The 23136-nt window shown below is 46.5% G+C and carries 21 protein-coding genes; 12 read left to right on the top strand and 9 right to left on the bottom strand.

Annotated features, from left to right (window positions below):
* Window positions 1-369: 369 nt before the first annotated feature.
* A complete protein-coding gene (locus ACR2PX_RS06375; protein WP_433998527.1) occupies window positions 370-828 on the bottom strand; it encodes an Lrp/AsnC family transcriptional regulator in 459 nt (152 codons plus the stop codon).
* A 148-nt stretch (window positions 829-976) separates the two neighbouring features.
* Between ACR2PX_RS06375 and ACR2PX_RS06370 the strand changes: the two genes are divergently transcribed.
* Window positions 977-1885 (top strand): DMT family transporter, encoded by a 909-nt coding sequence (locus tag ACR2PX_RS06370; RefSeq protein WP_433998526.1) that lies wholly within the window; start codon window positions 977-979, stop codon window positions 1883-1885.
* Window positions 1886-1939: 54 nt separating this feature from the next.
* Here the strand turns inward: ACR2PX_RS06370 and ACR2PX_RS06365 are convergent, their stop codons facing one another.
* Complete coding sequence (locus ACR2PX_RS06365) at window positions 1940-2419, bottom strand: FKBP-type peptidyl-prolyl cis-trans isomerase (protein ID WP_433998525.1); 480 nt, start codon at window positions 2417-2419, stop codon at window positions 1940-1942.
* 184 nt (window positions 2420-2603) lie between these two features.
* Between ACR2PX_RS06365 and ACR2PX_RS06360 the strand changes: the two genes are divergently transcribed.
* From ACR2PX_RS06360 to ACR2PX_RS06345, 4 genes are all read left to right on the top strand, one after another.
* Window positions 2604-3803 (top strand): glycoside hydrolase family 5 protein, encoded by a 1200-nt coding sequence (locus tag ACR2PX_RS06360; protein ID WP_433998524.1) that lies wholly within the window; start codon window positions 2604-2606, stop codon window positions 3801-3803.
* A 159-nt stretch (window positions 3804-3962) separates the two neighbouring features.
* On the top strand, window positions 3963-5195 hold the full coding sequence (locus tag ACR2PX_RS06355; RefSeq protein ID WP_433998523.1) for an NADH:flavin oxidoreductase/NADH oxidase family protein: 1233 nt from the start codon (window positions 3963-3965) through the stop codon (window positions 5193-5195).
* A 391-nt stretch (window positions 5196-5586) separates the two neighbouring features.
* Window positions 5587-6282, top strand: coding sequence for a DUF6875 domain-containing protein (locus ACR2PX_RS06350; protein ID WP_433998522.1), 696 nt, complete (start codon window positions 5587-5589; stop codon window positions 6280-6282).
* A complete protein-coding gene (locus ACR2PX_RS06345; RefSeq protein WP_433998521.1) occupies window positions 6279-7613 on the top strand; it encodes a hypothetical protein in 1335 nt (444 codons plus the stop codon). The genes ACR2PX_RS06350 and ACR2PX_RS06345 overlap by 4 nt, the downstream gene beginning before the upstream one ends.
* A 3-nt stretch (window positions 7614-7616) precedes the next feature.
* Here ACR2PX_RS06345 and ACR2PX_RS06340 read toward each other — a convergent pair whose 3' ends face one another.
* Window positions 7617-11237, bottom strand: a complete 3621-nt coding sequence (locus tag ACR2PX_RS06340) for a hypothetical protein (protein WP_433998520.1) — start codon at window positions 11235-11237, stop codon at window positions 7617-7619.
* A gap of 103 nt (window positions 11238-11340) precedes the next feature.
* On the opposite strand from ACR2PX_RS06340, the gene ACR2PX_RS06335 reads away from it, so the two are divergent.
* A complete protein-coding gene (locus tag ACR2PX_RS06335; RefSeq protein ID WP_433998519.1) occupies window positions 11341-11976 on the top strand; it encodes a DNA-3-methyladenine glycosylase I in 636 nt (211 codons plus the stop codon).
* A 175-nt stretch (window positions 11977-12151) separates the two neighbouring features.
* Complete coding sequence (locus tag ACR2PX_RS06330; RefSeq protein ID WP_433998518.1) at window positions 12152-12922, top strand: type IV pili methyl-accepting chemotaxis transducer N-terminal domain-containing protein; 771 nt, start codon at window positions 12152-12154, stop codon at window positions 12920-12922.
* 47 nt (window positions 12923-12969) lie between these two features.
* Here the strand turns inward: ACR2PX_RS06330 and ACR2PX_RS06325 are convergent, their stop codons facing one another.
* The 4 genes from ACR2PX_RS06325 to ACR2PX_RS06310 all read right to left on the bottom strand — a co-directional run bounded on the left by ACR2PX_RS06325 (window position 12970) and on the right by ACR2PX_RS06310 (window position 15589).
* Window positions 12970-13899: a Tim44 domain-containing protein gene (locus ACR2PX_RS06325; RefSeq protein WP_433998517.1), complete on the bottom strand. Its 930-nt coding sequence runs from the start codon at window positions 13897-13899 to the stop codon at window positions 12970-12972.
* Window positions 13900-14226: 327 nt separating this feature from the next.
* Window positions 14227-14697, bottom strand: a complete 471-nt coding sequence (gene ybaK, locus ACR2PX_RS06320; protein ID WP_433998516.1) for a Cys-tRNA(Pro) deacylase — start codon at window positions 14695-14697, stop codon at window positions 14227-14229.
* Between the two features lie 33 nt (window positions 14698-14730).
* Complete coding sequence (gene arfB / locus ACR2PX_RS06315) at window positions 14731-15147, bottom strand: alternative ribosome rescue aminoacyl-tRNA hydrolase ArfB (RefSeq protein ID WP_433998515.1); 417 nt, start codon at window positions 15145-15147, stop codon at window positions 14731-14733.
* Between the two features lie 10 nt (window positions 15148-15157).
* On the bottom strand, window positions 15158-15589 hold the full coding sequence (locus ACR2PX_RS06310; RefSeq protein WP_433998514.1) for a DUF2288 domain-containing protein: 432 nt from the start codon (window positions 15587-15589) through the stop codon (window positions 15158-15160).
* A 456-nt stretch (window positions 15590-16045) separates the two neighbouring features.
* Here ACR2PX_RS06310 and nhaC point away from each other — a divergent pair, with 456 nt between their 5' ends.
* Entirely contained in the window at window positions 16046-17476 is a 1431-nt protein-coding gene (nhaC, locus tag ACR2PX_RS06305) for a Na+/H+ antiporter NhaC (RefSeq protein ID WP_433998513.1), read from the top strand.
* An 89-nt stretch (window positions 17477-17565) separates the two neighbouring features.
* Here nhaC and ACR2PX_RS06300 read toward each other — a convergent pair whose 3' ends face one another.
* Window positions 17566-18288 carry an SDR family oxidoreductase gene (locus tag ACR2PX_RS06300; RefSeq protein WP_433998512.1) on the bottom strand — a complete coding sequence of 241 codons (723 nt, stop codon included), beginning with the start codon at window positions 18286-18288 and terminating at the stop codon, window positions 17566-17568.
* A 217-nt stretch (window positions 18289-18505) separates the two neighbouring features.
* Here ACR2PX_RS06300 and ACR2PX_RS06295 point away from each other — a divergent pair, with 217 nt between their 5' ends.
* Complete coding sequence (locus ACR2PX_RS06295) at window positions 18506-19282, top strand: LysR family transcriptional regulator (protein WP_433998511.1); 777 nt, start codon at window positions 18506-18508, stop codon at window positions 19280-19282.
* Window positions 19283-19344: 62 nt separating this feature from the next.
* Here ACR2PX_RS06295 and ACR2PX_RS06290 read toward each other — a convergent pair whose 3' ends face one another.
* The gene (locus tag ACR2PX_RS06290) at window positions 19345-20283 is read right to left on the bottom strand and encodes a LysR family transcriptional regulator (protein WP_433998510.1); all 939 of its coding nucleotides are present in this window, start codon (window positions 20281-20283) and stop codon (window positions 19345-19347) included.
* Window positions 20284-20416: 133 nt separating this feature from the next.
* On the opposite strand from ACR2PX_RS06290, the gene ACR2PX_RS06285 reads away from it, so the two are divergent.
* From ACR2PX_RS06285 to ACR2PX_RS06275, 3 genes are all read left to right on the top strand, one after another.
* Window positions 20417-21868: a UDP-N-acetylmuramoyl-L-alanyl-D-glutamate--2,6-diaminopimelate ligase gene (locus ACR2PX_RS06285; RefSeq protein ID WP_433998509.1), complete on the top strand. Its 1452-nt coding sequence runs from the start codon at window positions 20417-20419 to the stop codon at window positions 21866-21868.
* A gap of 12 nt (window positions 21869-21880) precedes the next feature.
* Window positions 21881-22348, top strand: coding sequence for a Rid family detoxifying hydrolase (locus tag ACR2PX_RS06280; RefSeq protein ID WP_433998508.1), 468 nt, complete (start codon window positions 21881-21883; stop codon window positions 22346-22348).
* A 111-nt stretch (window positions 22349-22459) separates the two neighbouring features.
* Window positions 22460-23095 carry a D-alanyl-D-alanine carboxypeptidase family protein gene (locus ACR2PX_RS06275; protein WP_433998507.1) on the top strand — a complete coding sequence of 212 codons (636 nt, stop codon included), beginning with the start codon at window positions 22460-22462 and terminating at the stop codon, window positions 23093-23095.
* The last annotated feature ends 41 nt before the right edge of the window (window positions 23096-23136 follow it).

Genomic DNA, 23136 nt, shown 5'->3' with positions numbered 1-23136 from the left:
ATGCAAGGGAAGTGCCAGAATCATGCCAGCCATAAACGACAAAATCATGAATCAGTGCCTGGAAAATAATGACAGGGCTTTTCCAGAGATCAAAACCTCCAGATCTATCCAGCCTTTGCACTGATTGACTTGGATTTGATCAGCACCCGGGCAGTTGCTTTGCAATATTTTGACGAGCGGATTTTTTCAGCCTTCAAGGCGTTTATGCCCTCGAGTGCGACGTCGGGCACGTAGCCTTAACTACGTAACCCGAGTTGGAACGAAAAACGGCCGCTCAGACTATGCGAAAGCAATTGGCCAGGTACTTATAGGAAGTAAGGAGGTTATGTAGCAGTCACTTTATTGATATCAGGGACTGCTGAGACAGTATTACCCTATAGGCAGGTATGTCGTATTCTTGAGCTTTTCCATGGCAAAGAAAGAAGTCACATTACTCAGCCCTGTGATACTGTTTACCAGCCTTTTGTAGAACACATCAAAAGCGGCCATATCCTTGACCAACACTTTCATCATGTAGTCATACTCACCAGCCATACGGTAGAACTCAACCACTTCTGCAAAATCGCTCACCTCTGAGACAAACGCCTCAAACCAGTCATTGCTGTGATTTTGGGTTTTAATATTCACAAAGGCAGTGAGGTGCAACCCCAGCTTGTCGCTATCCAGCAGAGCCACTCGTTGAGTGATATACCCCTCTTCTTCCAGCCTTTTTAAGCGCTTCCAACAAGGGGATACCGTCAGCCCGACTTTATCCGCAATGTCAGCCACTGAAACAGAAGCATCCCGCTGCAAGCAGTCGAGAATCAACTTATCCTTCTTATCTAGCATAATAGAGAATATTTTTTCCTAAAAACTCCTAAATCATGACAAATTTGAAAACATTTTTCCAGCAATAACTTGTACACTTTTTCATCATAAGTAGCCAAAAGAAAAACCATTTTTCATGGCAGGTGAAAATTTTATTGAGGATGTAGGAATGAACACAAAGACCCAGGTCAGCCTTTTATTCATAGTGGTTTGCTTCATATGGGGCACGACCTGGCTGGCTATGGAACTGGCGGTTGCTACCATTCCTCCCATCACTGCGACAGGCATTCGCTTTGCTGTAGGCGCGCCACTGATTATCTTGCTAGCCAGAATGAAAGGCGTGCCGATCTGGTTTCCAAAGGGTAAGGGGCTGGAGTTTATCCTGATCAGTTTGTTCTACTTTGCGATTCCATTTACTCTCATGATTTTTGGCGAGCAGTTTATTTCGTCGGGACTGGCTTCTATTATCTTCGCCAACATGCCTGTGGCCGTTTTGATTCTTTCAGTATTACTCCAGAGACAAAAGGTGGCCATGCACCAACTGCTTGGTCTGATCATTGCTCTGGGCAGCCTGGTTACCATCATTGGTAATGAAATGTCTATCAACAGCAACGGCAGCCTGATCGGTGTCGTTGCACTGGTTGCAGCCGTACTCATGCACGCCCTGATTTATACCAATGTTCAGACACGCTGCCAGGGCATTCATGTGCTGACATACAATGCCCTGCCCTGTCTGGTAGCAGCAGTATTTCTGATGATTACGGGTTATTTCATGGAGACGCCGGATCTGGGCAGCTTCAGTGCTATCTCACTCGGTGCAGTGATCTATCTGGGTTCTGTGGCAGGGATTGGCGGCATTATGGCTTACTTCCAGCTGAACAAACTGGCCAGCCCATTCCAGGCCTCCATCTGCTTCCTGATCTTTCCGGTGATTGCGCTTTGTCTGGACAGCCTGATTAATGGCAGAATGCTGAGTCACGAATCAATCTTTTTAACACTGCTTCTAATGCTCGGAGTGCTGCTGACCAAGCTGCCTGAAGGGATATTCAGAAACAAGCTTTCCTTCAAGAGAAGCTGATCTTGTCTGAAGCTATAAAAAAACCGGGTAACTGCCCGGTTTTTTTATAGCTTATCAGTGCTCGTGTCCACCCGGTCCATGCACATGACCGTGCTCCAGCTCTTCTTCAGTGGCGTCGCGCACTTCAACGACTTCAACAGAAAAATTCAGATCTTCACCTGCCAGCTGATGGTTGGCATCAATCACAACCTCATCACCTTCTATGGCAGTAATAGTGACAACGCGTGGGCCAACAGCGGTGTCAGCGTGGAACTGCATGCCAACTTCGACATCGTGCTCACCAAACTGGGTACGCGGAATAGGCTGCACCAGGCTCTCATCGTACTCACCATAGGCTTCAGCAGCCTCTACAGAGACTTCCAGTTTGTCACCAGCCGCTTTTTCTTCCAGCGCACTTTCCAGACCGGCAATGATATTACCTGCACCATGCAGATATGCCAGTGGATCATGACCTTCCGAACTGTCCAACACTTCTCCCCCCGCATTCTTCAAGGTGTAGTGGATCAGTGCGACTTTTTTGTCAGTAATTTTCATGGATTGAAAATCTCTGGAATGAATGAATGAACTAACAGAATACCTGTCCGGTTGGAAAATCGACAGTTCTTTTTCCCGCCCAGGGAAGCAGGAGCCCACAGTTAAGTACATCCCCTGCTACATGTCATCTTTGATCCTCCCTTAGACTGCCAATCAAGAACAAAAGTCCAAGGAAAACCCATCCATGTCCTTCAAATGGTTTCACACACTGCTGCTAATGAGCTTGCTCGCGCTCAACGCTCAGGCCGCCAAAATAGATTTCTGGGATGAACAGAAACGAGGCACCAATTTTTTTAACAGCGAGCCAACAGAACAGAATTACAAGGCAGCCAGTGAAGCGGGCCTTGAGTGGGTTCGGGTCACATTCAGCAAATGGGACAGTCAGGAAAATGACTTTCTTGCTGGCAGTCTTGATAACTATCAACAGCTGGTACAGAAGGATCTGGATACCCTGAAGCAAGCGGTTCAATGGGCAGATAAATATGGCCTGAAAGTTGTGATTGCCCCTCTGGGACTGCCCGGTGGTCGCTGGACCCAGAACAACGGAGGTAAACCTGATCCCAGAATCTGGCAAGATAAAAAGTGGTGGGATCAGTCAGCCCGGTACTGGCAGGATATTGCCCAGGCTCTGAAAGGTTTTAATAACATCGTCGCCTATAACATCATTAATGAGCCTATTCCGGAAATGTCCACCGGCATGGAAGAGCACGGCAACCTGGCTCGATATGACAGCTGGTACAAAAAGCATCAGGGAACGTCCCATGATCTGCCAGCTTTTTACAACCAGGTCATCAAAGCCATTCGTAAAGTCGATACCGAAACCCCCATTATGGTCGACAGTGGCTGGTATGCGCAGCCCACTGCTTTCGTCTACTGGCCCAAACTGGAAGACAATAAAGTACTCTATGCCTTCCATATGTATGAGCCGTTCAACTACACCAATCGCAGCAACAGTTTGAGAATCAAGAACGGTCAAGCGGCCTATGAATATCCCGGCACCGTCCCCTATGCAGGATTGCCTATTCATTGGGATAAAGAGCAGCTGGAAGCGTTTCTCACGCCCCTGTTTGACTGGGCAAAAGAGAACAACATAGCCACCAGCAGACTGGTGGCTTCAGAATACGGCGTTTATCGCCAGAATCCAGGAGCTGCAGACTTCCTGGAGGATTTGACAGACCTGCTTAATGCACGACAGTTGCACTGGGCCTTCTATTCATTCAGGGAAGATGAGTGGGATGGCTATGACTATGAGTTAGGCAGCAAGCCTCTCAACTGGAAGTATTGGCAGGCAGAAGAAGCCGGTGAGTCACCGGAGCGCCCCTACAACGACAGAAACCCGATCTGGCAGGTATTGTCAGAAGCCATTAACGCCCCCAGAGGCTGACTTCAGGCCGGTAATCTGACTTTTGATTGCCGGCTCTCTATTTCCCATTTCATTCTTTTCATTCATTTTTCAATATCGAACCATTAATATACCGCCTCAGGCAGTACTCATAACAATAATCAGACTCTCCTCTGGCCAGCCTGGAAAAGGATTTACCCTATGCCGACCGATATTCATCTTGACTCAGAGCTTCCCCTGACCACTTCTGTCACCATCAAAAATCGCTTTTTCAAAGCGGCCATGAGTGAACAGTTAAGTGACCGCAACCACAACCCGACGCCTGAGTTATTCAAACTCTACGAAACCTGGGCGAGAGGCGGAACAGGCATCTGCGTAACCGGTAACCTGATGGTGGATCGTAACGCGCTGGGTGAGCCCAAAAATGTTGTACTGGACCCTCAAAGTGACCTTTCAATATTTCGTGAATGGGTGCGTCACGGGACAGCCAATAACACCCAACTCTGGGCTCAGTTGAATCATCCGGGCAAACAAACCCCTTCCTTTATGAGCAGTGAGCCTCTTGCTCCTTCAGCTATCGCCCTGGAAGGGGAGTTGGAAAAAGGCTTCAAAAAGCCCAGAGCCATGACCCATGAAGAAATAAACGACGTTATAAAGGCTTTTGCAACATCGGCCGGGCTGGCAAAGGAAGTGGGTTTTCAAGGGGTTCAGATTCATTCTGCCCACGGCTATCTGGTTAATCAGTTTCTATCTCCAAGGCATAATCAGCGCAACGACCAATGGGGAGGTTCTGCGGAAAATCGCCAAAGGTTCGTGCTTGAGGTCTTCAAGGCTATCAGGGAGTCGGTGGGTGAAGCCTTCCCGATTGGTATCAAATTAAATTCTGCAGACTTTATGAAAGACGGTCTTTCTGAAGAAGAGTCCATGGAAGTTGTCCGGACACTATCAGACGCCGGAATTGATCTGATAGAAGTCTCCGGTGGTACTTATGAATCGCCTGCCATGATGGGGGTCAATCTGAAAGAAAGTACTTTGAAGCGGGAAGCCTATTTTCTCGAATACGCCATCAAGGCCAGGCAGCATACTGACAAGGTTCTCGTCGTCACTGGCGGTTTCCGCTCTGCTGCAGCCATGAGCTCGGCTCTTCACGACAATGCCTGTGACATGATAGGCCTTGGCAGACCCATGGCCATGCAACCCGATTTGCCACAGCAAGCCATAAACAGTCCTGACTTCAAAACAACCGTCCAGTTCAAGTCCACAGGGATCGAGATACTGGATAAAATCGCAATGCTGGATCTGACTTGGTATGAAGCCCAGTTATCATTGATGGGAAAGGGTAAACAACCCAACACCAACCTCTCCGGATGGAATGTACTGCTTCAAACTCTGGGTAATATGGGTTCTTACGCGTTCAGAAAAAAACGTTACTAATTCTGTATTAAAAAATCGCAGCCATAATTTGAAAGTTCAGCCCCATAAGCTGTTCAGGCTGATACTTTCAACTACGATATCTAGTTGAGAAAACTGTTTAATTTTGTCAATCTAATTTGGTTTGACAACATCAAACGATCACCTAAACTGAATTTTTCTAAAAAGCTATTAAGGCATAGATCAATGCATTATTCTAGTGCTCTGGAACCGAGATTCACTCGCACATTTAAAGATAAAGACAAAAGATTAGTTCTACTGTCTTTAAGCTTAAAGAGATACTTACCGTTCGTTAAAAAACCTACTGAAGACAGCTGGAGATGGTAATCCATTAACTCTCCCTCTTGGGGGTAAATTCCAACATCAAGCATTTTTCAAGTCGTAGGGCGAGCACATGATCTGGGATCTTTCAGAAGAGCCTCAACATCCTGACGCTGAATCATTGTATCCAGCTATACGTGACTATATAAGTGAGTTTCTCGTCCTTGATCACCCTTTTAGAAAAGGAAAAGTGTGCCCCTACGCCCCTGCCGCAATTAAGCAAAAAAATATATTCTTCTCATATGCAGGAAGCCAAACAATTAAAAACACAGAAAACCTCATAGAAAAATCAATTAATGAATGGCAAAAAAAGAAAGACTCGGGACTTTTTTCAGCACTAATCATTATGCTTCCTGCAGAATTCAGTTTAAAGAGTTTACTACAGATCCAGAGAAAGAAAAAAATAAAATACGTTAAAAAACAGCTAATGATTGGTGCCACATATAGCATCAATCAATCTCCAAGCATTCATTGCTCAAGTTACTATCCTCTCAGAACAGAAACACCTTGCTTGATTGTTCGTCCATTAACGGTTGATGACCTTGTTTTTCTAAATCCAAAGCATTACAGTGTTCTTAATAGAATAAAATTCCTTGAAAAATTTGTAGAAAAGTTCGAAGAAAAAAAATCAGAACGAATAGAAAAACAAGTGAATACTGCTAAAAGTCTGATCCTATCCTATAAACATAAATTACTAACCAGAAATCTTGTAATCTCTATCTCTCTTGCACTAGCACTGCCCTTAACGTTCTTTCTGACCAAGCTATGATCACTTATAACAAATACACAAAAATCAGCTTAATCCTCATTACCTCCCAACAAATATCTATTGCTATTTCTACATGGTTAATAGCAAGAGCGGGCGTTTCTGTCGCTGAACAGAATTTTAGTGTAACAACCCACTTTATTATTTACTTTTTCATATGTGCTTTGTCTGGTTATCTCATCAGCTCTATCGTTCAGATATTCATAACGCTGTCAATTAACCAATCAATCAACAACTACTATCAACTTATTTTTAAAAATTTGAACAACCAACAAAAGTACAATACACGCGACAACAAAAACAAGACTTTAGCTTGGCTCTCCGGAGAATCAAACCAAACACTAGAAGAGTTTATAAAATGTCATCTTGAGCTTTATTCTACGTACTTAGGAGTCATTCTAACTCTAATCGTTTTCTGGCTAACTCTTGGAATCACATACTCTTTAGCATGCGCTCTTGGATTAACGCTTTCTTTCCTCTCACTGATTTTTTTCAAAGAAAAGTTCAAAAAATCAGGAAAAGAAATACAGAACAGCAAACTCAGAATCAATAGTTGCTTAGATGTTTTATGGAACAATCACTACTCTGCACCAGAAAACCAAAAAGATAATGAATCAAAAAAACATTTCGAGCGCCTTCAGCATTTCTTTGGCCTCAATACGAAATACACTTCACTTGAACAACTAGCTACGAGCATACCTATCACCTTATCAATAATAATCATTGTCTCGGCAATTATTCTTACGGGAGAACAAGAAGCTTCATTTTATGGTGCTCTTGTGGCCGTTTTACCAAGGTCACTTCAATTCTTCGCTTATGTACATGACTTAAATATTATGGGCAGTAAAACTATTCTTCTTCGCTCTAAATATCATGAACTAGTCTACTTTCATGACAAACTCAAACCATTCGAACTAGACATCACTTCCATCTCCTATCATCTCGTTGTCGAAGATATAAAAAGCAGCCAAAAGTTCCAGCCTGACGTTTTTTTGGAGCAAGTGATTAAAAAGAAAATCAACAAAGGAAGGTATAGGGTTTCAGGGAAAAATGGAAGCGGAAAAACCTCCTATCTAAAACATATTAAAATGCTATTACCGAATGCTTGGCTCTATCAAACAAACATTGATCTTTTAGGAAAAAAATCCCGTAAAAAATCCACCGGAGAAATTCAATTAAAAAACCTGGAACATATTTTTTCTTGCAACAATGATTTTCTGCTCTTGGATGAATGGGATGCAAATCTTGATTTTAATAACACTCAAAAAGTAGAATCACTCATAAAAAAACACAGTCAAACTTCATTAATCATTGAAGTATTACATAAACGGTAATATTCAATCAGCCGCCATAGTCGACTCTGCTAGCTCCAGATGCAATTGTGCCCTGTGCTCACCTCTATCACTGGCCTGCTTCAACAACTGAATAGCTCTGGCAGGGTTGGAAACCTTGCCTTCAACGCCATAAAGGTACCTGATGCCAAGCCGGTAGAGCTCATCAGGCTTGGTACCGTGCATACCTTTATGTTTGATTCGCTTTTCAAGGGCATGGATACTTTTTTCAACTTTGTCCGTAGGATGAATGAATATTTTTCGGCTGTTTTCAATCCTGTTGGCCAAAATGGTTTTCGCGGCTCGGGCCTTTACCCCTTCTCCCAAAGTGGCCATTTGCTCTAGCCGGTTCAAGGCTTTATAGAAAGCAGAGGGTTTGTGTACATGAGTCAAAAGACTTCCCGCTTCAGCAAGCAATGCATAAGGCTCCTGTTCCTCACATAACTGTTTTTGAAGCTCCTGGGCTGCAGGGTAGTTTTTTCTGGTTGCGGCTGACAACCTGCGGGCAGATTCAATAATCAGGTATTCCTTATCGTCCTCTCTCATGTCGTCTGGCCTGATCAACTTGACCCACTTTCTTAAAACGACACATGCATGGTAATTCAATCGGGGATCTTCTGGCTTTTTCTTCAGCGCTTCTTCCATCACTTCAGAAGCTTCTCGCAAGAGTCCTGCTTCTGAGACTGACAAGGCCAGAGTCACGGGATCAATCTCAGACCGATAAGGTGGCTTTAGCAGTGCTTCAGCCAGAGGCCTGGTGACCGGCCATTGAAGACTCCTGAATAACATAAGACCACGACCTGCTGTGCCCGGGTACTCAAAGAGCAATCCGGTGAGCGTTTTCAGATAACTGCCGGAAAGCTGATCCCCCTGCTTTGATCTTTCTACCCACGGATCAAACTGCAACATTTTCAACAATCGCTCAGCCCGGTCAGGGCCAGCCCCTCGACAATAAGCTGCTAGTGAAGACAAGGCCTGCAGATCACCTGCATTGATCTTATCTACAATTTCTCTGTCATCTTTTGGAGTTTCTCCCCAACACACACCGGTATAGTTATGCAGCAGAACAGGCAGAGAAAGCTTTTCACCTCGAACAGCCTCTTGGGCAACTTTCATGACAGAAATGGGATAACTGAAGGGCCCCATGCCCACTGAGATAAAAAGCTGTCCATTGACTACATTCATACCTTTGACCGAAGCCCATTTGGCCGCACTCATCAGGCCGCTCCTGAACCATTGATCCCATGATGACCATTGTGTCCAGGCCGAAGTATCCACCGCTTTTTCATCCAGGTCATAGGAAACAAACTCTGCAGCCTTAGGATCAATCAAACCCTTTTCTACCTTCACTTTTACAGAAGCTTTCAGCTTTCTGCCCTTCAGGAAGCCTGTGGGTATCTTTTGCCGGGTAGCTTCCGGAAGCAGTTCCAAATCTTTGATGACATCATCACCATTAACAAACACGTCATTGAGATAAACATAACCTGAGCGTTGCTCATCCAATTCAGTGGTCAGATTGCCAACCTTTACCGAACTGGCTTTGACTCCATCAATACTGATATTACCGGGTGACACTTCAGTGACCGTGACGGACTGTCGTAAATCGCCTTCTTTTTTCTTTGCCGAAGACATTTCGCACTGATCAACAGTGACATTGCCTCGAACGGGCACAGACAGTTTACTGTCACGGGTATTGATCACCACCTGCCCTTCGCCAGAGAAATGAGTCTTGCCAACACGGGCCTTTAACTCAGAATCACCTTTGTTATCAGCTTTGAGATGAGCTGAGAGTGCCTGTACCTGCCCACCCAAGTCTCCTGGCAACTCAATTCTGGTACCACCCAGATGAATCGAAGAAGGATGGCCATGGGTATCAACCGCTAACTGGCTGGTTTCTATATTTGTTTGAACCTGTCCTTCATGCAGGGTTCCCGAAACCTTTACAACTTGGCCAGCAAAATCAGAATGACAATCAATGCTGTTGCTGGAAGCCGCCCCCAGTTTCTGCTTAAGCCCCAGACGAGCAGAAACCGTTTTTGCATGAGCATTAAACTCTGTTTTGTCTCCAGTCAGTTTTCCTTTAAGATGGGCCCCATCAAGCCCTACGCGCACATCTGCAGATCCGCTGTTTCTCAACTCAAGATGCTCGGCACTGAGTTCCAAATCAGAATTCCCAGCAACCATACGTCCTTCGTCATCTTTAGAAACATGCATTTTCATTTGAAGATCCCAGACCTGAGCCTTGACTCCAGTCGACTGTTTTTCCAGCTCAGTGATCCAGTCGTAATTCTCTTCCCTGTTAGATGGTAATAATCCCATAGGTTTAAGCTTTTTCTCTCGGGCAATACCATAAAGGGCCTCTGAAACACCTCCGGTATCCAACTCCACGGTATCCGATTTAACCGTCAGCGTTCTTTCTGTTTCACCTTCTCTCTGCTCAACAGGCTTAAGCTCATAGGCAACCTTAAGACCTTCCATTCTCGCCAGCGGGGCAGCTACTCCTTTCCTGGCAACCTCAAGTTCATGAACAGTCAGATCAAACGGATGCCCAAGAACAGAAAACATCCTGCTGATATCTTCTTTAACAGTGGTCCTTGAGCTTCCTTTGATGGCAATCAGAGTTCTTGGATCCAGTTCATCCAGAGAAGCCTTCACTTTTCCTACCGCGACTCCCGCCCGACTTAACTGGAAGAATTTTCCTTTCTGTTTACGAATGCGATGGAAAGCCTTGATCAGGCCAGTCATTCCCTTCCCCCGGATATAGGCATTAATGCCAGGGACCATCCTGCCTTGAATGCTGGCTTCCATATCCTTGACTTCAATATCCAGTTTCAGTGGAGGCTGACCAGGCGCATTCACATCCACAGAACCTTTAATATCCACAGTAATTTTGGGATAGGCCTCACCCGTTTGCGAATTCACCAATTCCACCTTGTGGACTCTCAATTCAACATTCCGGAGTGTGGCTTTGCCACCTTGCAACACCAGCCCGTCGAGATGAACTGTATGATCAGGTATTGTTCCTTTATGCAGTGCTTTGAGGGAACGTAATAGCTGAAGATAACTTCGAATCTCATAGTCCCTTGCAGCTCTCGCCTGCTTTTTCTCTTTGCGCAGTCGCATCAACTGTCTTTTCAGAACCCTGCGTTCTTCCAGCGTTTTCTTTCTGGGTTTATTACGAATAGCCTTTCTGACCCATTTCAGCCGCTTGTTCAGCTGTCTGACTACAGCAGCCTTTCGAAAGCTGACTTTTGCCCGAACTTGTTTAAAGTCCATCACCCAGATAATGACAGAGGCCAACAGTCTCTCGAACAGGCTCGAATTGATTTGAGGGCGGGCAGGTAATGCAATAGCTGAGGCAGCAGGAGCGGCTTCGACAGGTGCGGGAATATCCTCTATCTGAATCAGAGGCTGTACACCTACTACCTGAGGATTCCTGGACTCCAGACTCTGGGGCGGGGTATGCCATACCTCATCTTCTAAAGACGATACGCCTTCTTCTTCTCCTTCAACAATGGAAACATCTCGAAAGCCTGATGAAGCAACGGTTTCTGATGAAGGTTCATCCGGAAAACGGGGTGTTAAAGGTGGCACAACAGAGCCGGATGGCGACGCTTTGGATGGCATGACTTCGTTCCATGAAGTTGCTACTGTATCAGCTTAGCCAAAATCACTGCCAACGGGTCTGGGAAGCTGTCGGACTTAAGACAATTTCGGCCTGAAATCCAGAATGAGCGGCCAGAGTGCCATTGACCTGATGATTGTTGCGTCACTCTTCCCTGCAATGAAAACGGGAGTCACCCTTTTGACAGATCAAAGATGCCAATGGTGCACAGCAGATCCGGACTACATCCAATATCATGACGAAGAATGGGGCGTCCCTTGCCATGATGATCAAAAGCTCTTTGAATTTCTGATTCTCGAAGGGGCTCAGGCAGGCCTGAGCTGGATCACTATTCTCAAGCGAAGATCAGGTTATCACAGGGCCTTTTTCGGCTTTGACCCAGAGACTGTTGCCCAGTTCGCAGAGCAGGACGTAGAAAGACTCTTACAGGATGAAGGGATAGTAAGAAACCGGCTAAAAGTGAACAGTGCCATCAAAAATGCCTGTGCTTTTTTGAAAGTTCAGGAAGAGTTTGGCAGCTTTAATCAATATATCTGGTCTTTTGTGAATCACATTCCGATCAAGAACCAATGGAAAACCATGTCTGAAGTGCCTGTCACTACAACAGAGTCCGACGCGATGAGTAAAGACCTGAAAAAGAGAGGTTTTTCATTTGTTGGCAGCACCATTTGCTATGCCTACATGCAAGCCATGGGCATGGTGAATGATCACCTTGTGACCTGCCCCTCATACTCTGCATAAATATTCATCTCTGGCATATTTTCTGCTTTTTATATACCTGACACAGCCAACTGAGCTCAGGACTCACCTGGCTGCTCCTAAAAAGTGCAAAGAGCGAACAAAAACAGTGCATATTTCCAGAATACTCCCCGACTTCCGCCCACTATTATGCCGCTATAGGCATCTGGGCCTTGTAATGGTGTATTTGCTGGCGTACTCAGGGACAGGTACCGCCGCCTTAAACGATGCGGAGGCAGTGAACACATCAGGTTTGCAACGGATGCTTTCTCAGCGAATCGCAAAAAACTACCTTATGATCGGTGCCGACATTAATTCAGAAGAAGCTAAGGAACAGCTCGATAAGAGCGTAGCTCTCTTTGAAGGTAACTTTCAGACATTGTCTGAATACGCCCCCACCGATGAGATCAAACGTCAACTGACTGTTGTTGAAAAAGATTGGAAAACGTACAAAAAAATAGCACTGACTGAACCGGACAGAGAGTCGGCTGCGGACCTTATCCAAAAGGCTCTGACCGTCTTCAACAGCAGTAATGATCTGGTAACACTGATTGAGAAGCAGTCTGCTACCAGCAAAGCCAGACTGGTTAACATTTCAGGTCGCCAGCGGGCACTCAGCCAAAAAATTGCTATGTATTATCAGGCACTGGCCTGGGGAGTTGATGGCGGTGACTACAAAAAACGTTTTGATGAATCTATGGAGCTGTTTGAAAACTCATTAAATGAACTGAATCAGTCACCCATCAATACTCCTGAAATCAGGAAGCTGCTATCCAAGGTTAAAGCTCAATGGACTTTTTCCAAATCAGGGTTTATTCAGTATAAGGAAGGACGCTATATGCCAACAGTGATATCCGTTACCACTGAATCTATTCTCAAGAAAATGCAGGTGCTGACCCAGAAGTACGAGCAGGTCATGGCTAATAACCAAATAGTTGCCCGTAGTTAGGGACTGGAAGATCAGGGAAAGGCATTACACCTTTCCCTTCGCCTCTTTTACTCTTCTATTCCCACAATCAGCCATGGAGCATTTGGCTCTTTCAGGCTGCGCTGCAGGTGCCAGATATCCGTGATATCTTCTTCAACACCCTCAACGGTATCGCGATATTTACCCGTAAAACGAACGCTGATTTCTACCACACTGTTGTTGTGATCTGCCCTGCCCAGCTCGGCATCCACAAACATAACTTCTGTGTGCTGCTCTCCACCCAAGGCTGCTCTCTCTGCTTTTAGCTGGAGAAACAATTCCGGGGCCAGATATTCGCCCATGGTTTCCAGATCATTCTTGTTCCAGGCTTCCTGAAGTGTGCGGTAGTGATCTCTGGCACCATTCATAAAAGCACTCAGATCAAAACCATCGGGCAGATTCATGGGCACATCACTGGCTCCAAAGCCGGTTTGCGGCTGGGTAGAACCCAACCCGGCAGGTTGAGAAACCTGACTGGAAGACTCTTCCTGCTGTTCCCTATTCTGACCAAACAGATTACCCAGTGAAGGGGGTTGCTGCGTTTGTCCCGACTGCTCTGGAGTAAAATCAGCATGATTGCCACCATGACCTGCAGCCATGGCTTTGGCACGGTTCATACTTCGGAATACTTTAAAGAGTACAAAAGCCAGCAGGGCGATAATCAGAATATCCATCATCTGCAGACCACTGAATGCCCCACCGAATAAAGCGGCAATCAGACCACCCGCCAGCAAGCCACCCAATAATCCGCCCAGCATACCTTTTCGGGAACTTTGAGCCGCTGTCTGTTTACTACCTTGCTGAGGCGCTGCTGCAGGCTGTTTGGGAGCTGAAGCCGTGTTATGGGAACGACCAAAGCTCTTGCCTCCACCAAATTTCTTGGCATCCGCAACCGGTACGTTAAAGACGAAGCTGAATGCCATGATAATGGCCATAAAAGAAGCAAATCGTTTTATCATTAATCAGAGAGTCTCTTGTATCCAATACTCATGTGCCCGTCATCCTATGGGCAGTCAAATTTATTGCAAGCCATTCTCTAAAAAAATTACATAAATCAATGGAATCTCTCATCTACTCACGGGCTCTTTTTTCCGGACTAGCCGTGACGGAGTCACTTTCAAATGAGAATACCGGAAGATCTGTTAATTCTTAGGGAATACCACGCTTCAAACCTTCAAGGAAGCGTTCAAAGAGAAGTTTCAGGATGTCATGGGAGATAAGAGCAGAAGCGACTGTAGACCATTACAAGGCAATAAAAACGCTCACGCCATAATTATGCAGCTGGCTCACCCTTTCGCTATATTTGACCATTGTCCTGCAGTCAACTTCAGCAAATCCGAAGGTTTCAGCTCTATTTCCAATCCTCTTCGACCGGCACTGACGTAAATGGTATCAAAGGCTTCTGCCCCCTTATCCAGAACCGTTAACAGCCGCTTTTTCTGACCCAATGGACTGATACCTCCAGGAAGGTAGCCTGTTATCCGTGCAGCATCACCCTGATCAGCCATCGTCGCTTTTTTGCTACCACAGGCTGCTGCCATCCCCTTGAGGTCCAGCTGAGAGGCCACAGGGACAATGCCTACAGCCAGCTTGCCCGAATCCAGAGATACGATCAGAGTTTTAAACACCTGTGCCGGATCCTGCCCCATTTTCTCTGCGGCCTCTTCCCCATAGGAAGCACAATTGGGATCATGTTCATATTGATGAACTGAATACTGGATTCTGGCCCGTTTGGCGGCATTAATAGCAGGTGTCATAACTTACTTCTATTCTCTGAAATCAGCACATTTTCACCAGCCTTTTACCTGGCCTCTCATTGATTTGGTCTGACCACGCTGATTCTTTCGATCCATGCGTTTTCTTTGTGAGGACCGGGTAGGCTTGGTTGCTTTTCTTGTTTTGGTAACCACCGTCGCCTTTTGAATCAGCCCCAGCAGTCGACTCAGAGCATCTTCACGATTCTTATCCTGAGTTCTGAACGACTGCGCCTTGATAACAATGACCCCCTCGGAAGTAATCCTCTGGTCATTGAAAGCCAGCAATCGTTCTTTATAAAAGTCAGGCAGGGATGAAGCCCTGATATCAAACCGTAAATGAACTGCCGAAGAGACTTTATTGACGTTCTGACCGCCTGCACCCTGAGCACGAATAAAATTAAATTCTATTTCATTGGCAGGGATAGTAACGGCATTGGAAACTTTCAGCATAAAAATTTGCTCAGTCCTTGTCCTGAACCAGCACCCATGGACGAACCACTACAGCCCATAAATCCGCTTTTCGCTCGTGCCAGTTTTTGGCTTGATCATCACTAACGGGCCCCAGCTTCTTTTCATTCATCCAACCTTCTACCGCAGCTTTATCATCGATAGAGATACCATGAGCCACCGTAACAATATCAAGATCCGGAGCAACGGCCAGAAGATGACCTGACGCAAAGTAGCGCTGAAGGTCATCCCAGGCAATTTGGGCAGTTTCCAGGTTGAGTTTGGCCTTGTTCAGCTCATTGGGGTCTACAGAATCACTCATTAACAACCTGTCTGTCTGATAAAGGTAATAAAGGCAGAGCATAGGCTCTGTTGACGTTTTGTTTTCGCGCTCAGCAGTTCCTGGAGCATTCAGGGCCAGGCGCAGTAGTGCGGGAATACTCAATGTCTTTCAAACTACTGGAACGCAGTCATGGATGCTCCAGGAACTGTCCTTCGGATGCTCCGAAAAGCGGCCATCACGGCAACTGCTCCTGCGTTGCTCTAGCTCCTGCATCCATGCAGTCGTACTGCGTTAAGCCTCCTTGACGTAGCAAAACTACGCCTGCGTCGCCTTGTCTGGTATATGACCGCTTTTCGGCAGCACTGAGCCCAAAACAAAACGTCAACAAAGCCTAACACATTCATGGTTTTTTCAGCCAGTCAGCCCTGAATGAGGCTCATTCTGGCTGGCAAAACCCTATTTTTATACCTATTAATAGGTTCTGCCATTTATCTTTTTCTACCACAACAAGGGCACCTTTATTCTTTCCTGCGGTCTAAAAATCCATCGGGACAGAATAGCTAACCTCCTGATTAAAAAGCACTAACTTCAATTTTCAATCTGACTAATGGAGAGCCTATGACCCTAAATACAAGACTTCCTTCGCTTCTCCAAATCGGCTTGGTACTGGGCACTTTCCTTTGCCTGGCTTCGGCCTTTACCATCAGTTTCGGGCTGCCCGTCCAGCTCGCGCTTTTTTCCGGCTGGTTTCTTGTCATCACTCTGGGTCTTTACCTGGGACATGCATACGAAGACCTGGAAAAGGCCGCCTACAAAGGCATACACGATGGAATGTCTGCCATCCTTATACTGCTATCGGTGGGTGTTTTGACGGGTACATGGGTATCAGGAGGTATTGTTCCCTCTATTATCTACTTTGGTCTGAACAGCATCAGTCCCCTGCTGTTCTTGCCTACCGCTGTACTGATCTGCTCCGTTACCGCCTTGGCTACGGGGACTTCATGGGGAGCAGCGGGTACTGCCGGCATTGCCATGATGGGTATTGGTCAGGGAATGGGAATACCCGCACCGGTGACCGCTGGTGCTGTCCTCTCGGGCGTTTATTTTGGCGACAAATTATCGCCTTTATCCGACAGCGTCATTCTTGCTTCCAGCATGTCCGGGGTAAAGGTCCCCTCTCACATCAGAAAAATGTTACCCATCAGTTTGAGTAGCTACCTGATCACCATAGTGCTCTTTGGTGTGGCCGGCCTCCAATATGGGCAGAACATAGATCTGCATCAAATCAATCAGATCACTCTGGCACTGGCCTCTCACTTTCATATTTCCTGGGTTTCCCTGATTCCACCCGCCGTAGTTATCGTACTGCTGGCCAGAAACAAACCCGCTTTTCCAGTCATCAGTTTTGGCGCTGCACTCGGCTCACTCTGGGCTTACTTTTTTCAGGGACAGGACCCTATCGAGGCAGTGAGAAGCGCCTGGCTTCTGACATCACCCGATACGGGCATCCATGTACTGGATCAGCTATTAAGCAGTGGTGGTATGTATAACATGCTGGGGTCTTTGGCTGTCATCATTTTTGGTCTGGGCTTTGGGGGTCTGCTGGACAAAGTCGGCATTCTTTCTGCTATTGCCCAAAGAATGGAAAAGAGAATCAAGAATGAAACCAGCCTGACCTGTTTTACTATTGCTACGGCCTTTATGGGCAACCTGCTGGGCAGTGCCATGTATGTTTCCCTGATTCTGACACCCAGACTGCTGGCCAATACTTACGACCGTATGAAAGCTGACAGACATCTGCTGTCACGCAACAGTGAATTTGGGGGAACATTAACTTCAGGTATGGTGCCCTGGAGTGATAATGGCATTTTTATGGCGGGTGTTCTGGGAGTATCAACATTCGAGTACTTCCCTTATATGTGGCTGTCATTTTCCTGCATAGTGGTCGCTATTCTCGTCTCTTATCTGGCTCCCGGAACAGGCCAGACTGAAGAAATATCTAAAAGCAACTTCATAGAAAACAACAATCAGCTGGAAACAGAAGTCTAAAAGTAACCATGGGAAGGACAGGAGTATTGATAGACTCCTGTCCTATAAGACTTACCGAAAACAGACAGCCTTCTGGAAGGCTATCAAATTTAAGGCTGCTGACGTGTAGCAGAAACAACTATCTCACGCACACAAACATTCTGAGGCTGGCTGTAAACAAAGTTCACACAGTTGGCAATGTCCTCAGGATAAATTACCCCTCCCATGCTGTCTTTCCAGCTTTCATAGCCTTCCTTGATGTCACTGGATGTAGTGTGACTCAGCAGTTCAGTTTCTACGGCACCCGGAGCAACCGTAATCACTCTCACATTGTCATCCGCCACTTCCTCACGCAGGGTTTCAGACAAACCATGTACGGCAAACTTGGTGCCACAGTAGGCCATATGATTGGGGAAACCTTTAACACCCGCAATAGAGCTCAGGTTAATAATCGTTCCACCTTTGCGACTTTTCATTTTGCCAATGACAGCGCCGATACCATTGAGGACACCGTTAATGTTAACGCTGACCATTCGATCCCATTCAGCAGGATCTTGCACATCGGCATTACCCAAAAGCATCAAACCAGCGTTATTGACCAGACAGTCAGTCTCACCGTATACGGACTCCGTTTCCTGAACTGCCGCATAAAAAGCTTCACGGTTAGTCACATCCACTTTTCTGCATAGAGTGTTGGGCAGATCCAGCGCCTCCAGCTTTTCAACTCTTCTCGCCAGAAGTAAAAGAGCATGCCCCTGGGCACTGAATTGACGGGCGATGGCTTCGCCAATTCCGGAACTGGCACCTGTGATTACAACTAATGGTTTTGTCATGAGGGATTCCTGTATGCTTCATAGCTTGTGAACATTCATCCGCCAGAATTCAAATGATGGTTCGCATTACGTTCGTAGCTGATGAGAATTGAGCGCTACTCTATCTCCAGGCTTACCTCTTGCAGAAATACCTTTTGGTTTGAACATCCATAACTTTTAATTATCTTAAGAACCTGTCCAGTGCGTCAGGTTCTCATCTCGATCTTGGGAGTCACCAATGGACATACGGCTTCTCAAACAGTTTGTTGCCGTTTATGAAGAACAGAGTATTTCCAGAGCTGCACAACGCAGTTTTGTTTCCCAGTCTGCACTCTCCAATGCCATCCGACACCTTGAAGAAGAGTTGGGGTGCCTGCTGTTCAACCGCAGTAAGCGTGGAGTTGCTCCCACAAGGGAAGCTGAACAACTTTACCCTATGGCTGTCAGAATGATTGGAGAGCTCAACAAAATCCCTGATCTGCTGAAGGAACAACAAAAAAGATCCACTCTGACACTGTCCATCATGCCAGAGCTTCCACATCGGTATGTTGCAGAGTTTCTTGAACGCAGTGCCCCTGTGCTTAAAGAGCATGAACTGATTCTGCAGCATTTACAGAAACCATGCGACGCTCGCCTTATTCTCGACACAATGAAGAAAGAGGACGAAATGTTCCTGATGCTCTGGCGGGAGGAATATGTGTTCTGTGTGCACGAAAACCATCCTCTGGCCGCCCGGGAAGTGATTGAACTGACTGACCTAGACCAGCAGTCATTTATCATTTGTCCCCCTTGTGAAGCCCATCAGAGAACTCTGGGGCTCTTGAGTCAACAGGGGCTGACTGTTGATATAACCGCCAGCGTCGACAGCAAAGATCAGGTCGCCATGCTCTTACTGGCAAACCAGGGAGTATCCTTTTTGCCAGAGGGTATGGCCAAACAATGGCCGGAACTGCAGATCAAACCCTATAACGGCCCTACCGATTACCGTCAGGCTGACCTGGCCTGGCCTGGATAAGCAATAAACCATTAGCACCTCTCTTAAAAACGTTACTGGAAGAGCTCTCCCGAAACCCGCATTCATGACCGGGCTCTGAGCTGCTCAACCTCTCTCTGAACGATACTCATCACCCGATCACACAACCAGCTCATGCGTGGATGATGGGTATCTCGTCGCCGCCTGACCAGTTCCACATCAAAATCCGGAATTTCAATAGGAGGCGAAGAGAGTGTCAGCCGATCTGAAAAAAGCTCTGCTCTGCCAACCATTTCAGCCATCACACACAACAACTTACGGCCAGACATCAAATGCCTGAGTGTCAGAAAACGTGAGGAGCCCAATATTACACGACGACGAACACCCAGATTAGCCAGATTGTTATCCACAGGACTGTTCAACTGTCCAGAGACAGAAACCATCGCCTGGGGAGTGGTCAGATAATCATCCAGACTGATCGGAAGAGAAACCTTCAGTGCTTCATTATCAAACATGCATACATGTCTTTCACGATAGAGTGTTGTACGGGAAAGACTGTCTGGAAGATGGGTGAAGACACCTATGGCTAGATCCACATTCCCTTGCTCCATCATGGCCTGACAGTTACCGTCATCAATAGCCTGGAAAACAATCTGACTCTCCGGAGCTTCCTCCATCAACTGATCATACAATACTGGGCCAAACACCAACTCAGCGTAATCCGTCAGCCCTATGGTGAGTTTGTGCTGACTTTGTGCCGGATCAAAACTCTGTGGAAACAGAATGTCATTTCGAATCACTTCCAGCACGCCATGAATTCTTAAAGCCAACTCTTCCGCTCTTCGAGTCGGCACCATACTGTGATCCTGACGTTCAAACAGCGGATCATTAAGCAATTTACGCAAACGATTGAGGTTGTAGCTCATCGCTGACTGGCCGATGTGAAGCTGCTCTGCTGCTTTAGAAACACTACGATGATTCATAATCGCTTCAAAGGTGAGCAGCAGGTTCAGATCAACCCCTTTCCAATTGATTTCACTCATAGTCTCAAACAGAACAACCAATTTAACTGATAGTTATTCAGCCGATAGAATAGCCGCAAGTCAAACACTATCGCCTAATTCTAGTAATAAGTGAGCCAAGAACTCACAGCTGTTTACCGAGTCGCATTTACACATGTTTGATAACTATTCAAAATCTCTGGATCAGTTACTTGACCTGCCTATAGGCAAATTCGAGACCGACAGTCGTAAGGTAAGTTACGGTGATATCTTTGTCTGTCGGCAAGGGCTCACCTGTGACAGCCACGACTTTGCTGAGGACGCCATCCACCGAGGCGCAATCGGGTTGATCACCAACCGGGAAGTCGATGTCAATGTTCCCTGTGTGGCAACGCCTGGTTTTTCAGTCTCTGTCAGTCTGATCAATCAATATTATCAATACCCACAGGACAGACTTTTCAATATTGGTGTGACAGGCACCAATGGCAAAACAACGGTCGCCTATAGCCTTCAGCAAATGCTGAATCGTCATTTCCCAACCGCTTATACTGGCACTTTGGGCTGTCAGTTTGATGGTTTCAATGGCGAATTGATCAACACGACTCCCGACGCCATTACCCTTCTTAATCTGATGAAGCGAATGACCAGTGTCGGCATTACCCATCACGTTATGGAAGTCAGCAGCCATGCTCTGGACCAGGATCGTGTCAGCATTATCAACTTTGATATGATTATTATCACCAATCTGGGGGAAGACCACCTTGATTATCACGGCAACAAAAATGAGTACCTGCAGGCCAAACTTCGATTGATTGACCGCTTAAAACCTGACGGCCTAGCGATTGTTAATCTTGATGATCCTGTGGCACCGGCCGTCATCGATCGATGCCGGGGTAAAGCCCGGGTGATCACCTATGGCAGCCAACAGAATCAATCGGATTATCTGATTTCCAATATCCAGTCCAGCTGCCATGGCGGGCAATTTACAGTACAAAACCAGGGCCAGACAGCCTCGATCGAAACACCGCTGCCATTTACGTTCAACATTGAGAACAGTCTGGCTGCTCTGGCTGCATTCAATAGCATCCAGCATAACCTTGAAGGTTCCGCACAACAGCTGTCACAGCTCAAACCCACTCCAGGAAGGTGTGAAGTCACAACGCTGGCTAATGGTGCCACCATCATCATTGATTATGCTCACAACCAGGACGGTCTGGAAAACCTGTTACACAATGTTCGCCAGCATACCCGTGGCCGAATATACACCGTGATCGGTGTGACCGGAGATCGACTGGCTGACGCTCAGTCCATTGGCTCCACCAGCAGTCAATTGTCTGATGTTTCCTTCTTTACTACCGACAACCCGTTGGGTATCAAGCCAGAAATCATTATTCAAAAGATGATCAAACAGGCTGATTACCAGAAATACCGTATTGAACTGGATCGCAGCCTGGCTATTGAGAAAGCCTTGTCCCAGCTTGAGCCCGATGATGTTCTTCTGGTCTGTGGCAAAGGCAGGGAAAAATCCCAATATCTCAGTCAGGACAAAAATACTCCTGACGTCTATTTCGGCGACCATAATGTGGTTCGTTATGCCTCTGAAGGCATGACCATTCATCCTTCATAAGCTGAGGTTTTTATGAACAGACTGATACTGGCTGGAGCTTTGATGACCAGCCTGACTTTTCCCTTTGCAGCCCAGGCTGAAAGTGAGGAAAGCAGCAATGTGGAATTCATCAATTCCGGCAAGGTTATTCCAGCCAACCTGCCCCTTTCTGAAGCCGTCAAAGTCGGAGACACTCTGTATCTATCCGGTCAAATCGGTCTGAAACCAGGTTCAATGCAAATGGTTGAAGGCGGTGTGAAAGGGGAAACGCGACAAACCATGGACAATATTGCCAGCGTGTTAAAGATGAATGGCTACGCCATGGGCGAAGTCGTTAAATGCACAGTCATTCTCACAGATATCAAGGATTGGGCGGCATTCAATGAAGTGTATCAAAGCTATTTCTCAGCGCCTTATCCGGCTCGCACCGTTTTGGGTTCAAGTGGTCTGGCACTAGGCGCCCAGGTAGAAGTTGAATGCATGGCGGCCAAGAGTCACTAGGAGCCTGCTACGTTGGCCTTCTATTCATGGGCTCAATGTTAACGTCCCGACGGAAATTTTTGTGGAGAGGGAGCTCCAGATTGAGTCAATGAGCCCTGACGAGAGTTAATAATGAAAAGACCCTGTTTCACCATCAAAACATTACTTTCCGGTCACATTCTGACCTTTTGCCTGGCCCTGATTTCAAGTCATGCCCTGGCTGTAACCACTATTATTCCAAATGCTCCGGTCATCAATGCCAAAGGATTTGTTCTGATGGATTATGACTCGGGCCAGATCATAGCTTCAGAAAATGGTGAAACCCCATTGGCCCCGGCCAGTCTGACCAAAATGATGACGGCCTATATTATCGGGCAGGAAATCACCAGTGAACGACTGTCGTTCGATGACACCGTTACTATCAGCCGAAATGCCTGGTCCAGAAACTTTCCTGATTCCTCAAAGATGTTCATAGAACCAGGCGACAAGATCAGCGTAGCCAATCTGACCCGGGGCATTATGGTTCAATCGGGTAATGATGCCTCCGTCGCCATGGCCGAACATATTGTCGGTAGCGAGGGGGCTTTTGTTGACCTGATGAACAGCTGGACAACCAGGCTGGGGATGACCAATACCCAATTCATCAATGCCCACGGACTGGACGGTGAAAGCATTGCGACAACCCCTAGGAGCCTGTCGGACTTAAGACTATTTCGGCCTAAATTCCAGAAAGAACGGCCCAATTATTCGATGAATTCGATTAAATAGGTCAACTATTCTCACGAATCCATCGAATAATTCGACTCGTT

The sequence above is a fragment of the Endozoicomonas sp. genome (assembly GCF_051008435.1).
In the GTDB taxonomy this organism is placed as follows: Bacteria; Pseudomonadota; Gammaproteobacteria; order Pseudomonadales; family Endozoicomonadaceae; genus Endozoicomonas_A.
This window is presented reverse-complemented; position numbering and strand designations above follow the sequence as displayed.

Excerpts from the sequence above, each read along its gene's own strand:
- ACR2PX_RS06375 (WP_433998527.1), bottom strand. The coding sequence starts at position 828 with ATGCTAGATAAGAAGGATAAGTTGATTCTCGACTGCTTGCAGCGGGAT.
- ACR2PX_RS06370 (WP_433998526.1), top strand. The coding sequence starts at position 977 with ATGAACACAAAGACCCAGGTCAGCCTTTTATTCATAGTGGTTTGCTTC.
- ACR2PX_RS06365 (WP_433998525.1), bottom strand. The coding sequence starts at position 2,419 with ATGAAAATTACTGACAAAAAAGTCGCACTGATCCACTACACCTTGAAG.
- ACR2PX_RS06360 (WP_433998524.1), top strand. The coding sequence starts at position 2,604 with ATGTCCTTCAAATGGTTTCACACACTGCTGCTAATGAGCTTGCTCGCG.
- ACR2PX_RS06355 (WP_433998523.1), top strand. The coding sequence starts at position 3,963 with ATGCCGACCGATATTCATCTTGACTCAGAGCTTCCCCTGACCACTTCT.
- ACR2PX_RS06350 (WP_433998522.1), top strand. The coding sequence starts at position 5,587 with ATGATCTGGGATCTTTCAGAAGAGCCTCAACATCCTGACGCTGAATCA.
- ACR2PX_RS06345 (WP_433998521.1), top strand. The coding sequence starts at position 6,279 with ATGATCACTTATAACAAATACACAAAAATCAGCTTAATCCTCATTACC.
- ACR2PX_RS06340 (WP_433998520.1), bottom strand. The coding sequence starts at position 11,237 with ATGCCATCCAAAGCGTCGCCATCCGGCTCTGTTGTGCCACCTTTAACA.
- ACR2PX_RS06335 (WP_433998519.1), top strand. The coding sequence starts at position 11,341 with ATGAGCGGCCAGAGTGCCATTGACCTGATGATTGTTGCGTCACTCTTC.
- ACR2PX_RS06330 (WP_433998518.1), top strand. The coding sequence starts at position 12,152 with ATGGTGTATTTGCTGGCGTACTCAGGGACAGGTACCGCCGCCTTAAAC.
- ACR2PX_RS06325 (WP_433998517.1), bottom strand. The coding sequence starts at position 13,899 with ATGATAAAACGATTTGCTTCTTTTATGGCCATTATCATGGCATTCAGC.
- ybaK (WP_433998516.1), bottom strand. The coding sequence starts at position 14,697 with ATGACACCTGCTATTAATGCCGCCAAACGGGCCAGAATCCAGTATTCA.
- arfB (WP_433998515.1), bottom strand. The coding sequence starts at position 15,147 with ATGCTGAAAGTTTCCAATGCCGTTACTATCCCTGCCAATGAAATAGAA.
- nhaC (WP_433998513.1), top strand. The coding sequence starts at position 16,046 with ATGACCCTAAATACAAGACTTCCTTCGCTTCTCCAAATCGGCTTGGTA.
- ACR2PX_RS06300 (WP_433998512.1), bottom strand. The coding sequence starts at position 18,288 with ATGACAAAACCATTAGTTGTAATCACAGGTGCCAGTTCCGGAATTGGC.
- ACR2PX_RS06295 (WP_433998511.1), top strand. The coding sequence starts at position 18,506 with ATGGACATACGGCTTCTCAAACAGTTTGTTGCCGTTTATGAAGAACAG.
- ACR2PX_RS06290 (WP_433998510.1), bottom strand. The coding sequence starts at position 20,283 with ATGAGTGAAATCAATTGGAAAGGGGTTGATCTGAACCTGCTGCTCACC.
- ACR2PX_RS06285 (WP_433998509.1), top strand. The coding sequence starts at position 20,417 with ATGTTTGATAACTATTCAAAATCTCTGGATCAGTTACTTGACCTGCCT.
- ACR2PX_RS06280 (WP_433998508.1), top strand. The coding sequence starts at position 21,881 with ATGAACAGACTGATACTGGCTGGAGCTTTGATGACCAGCCTGACTTTT.
- ACR2PX_RS06275 (WP_433998507.1), top strand. The coding sequence starts at position 22,460 with ATGAAAAGACCCTGTTTCACCATCAAAACATTACTTTCCGGTCACATT.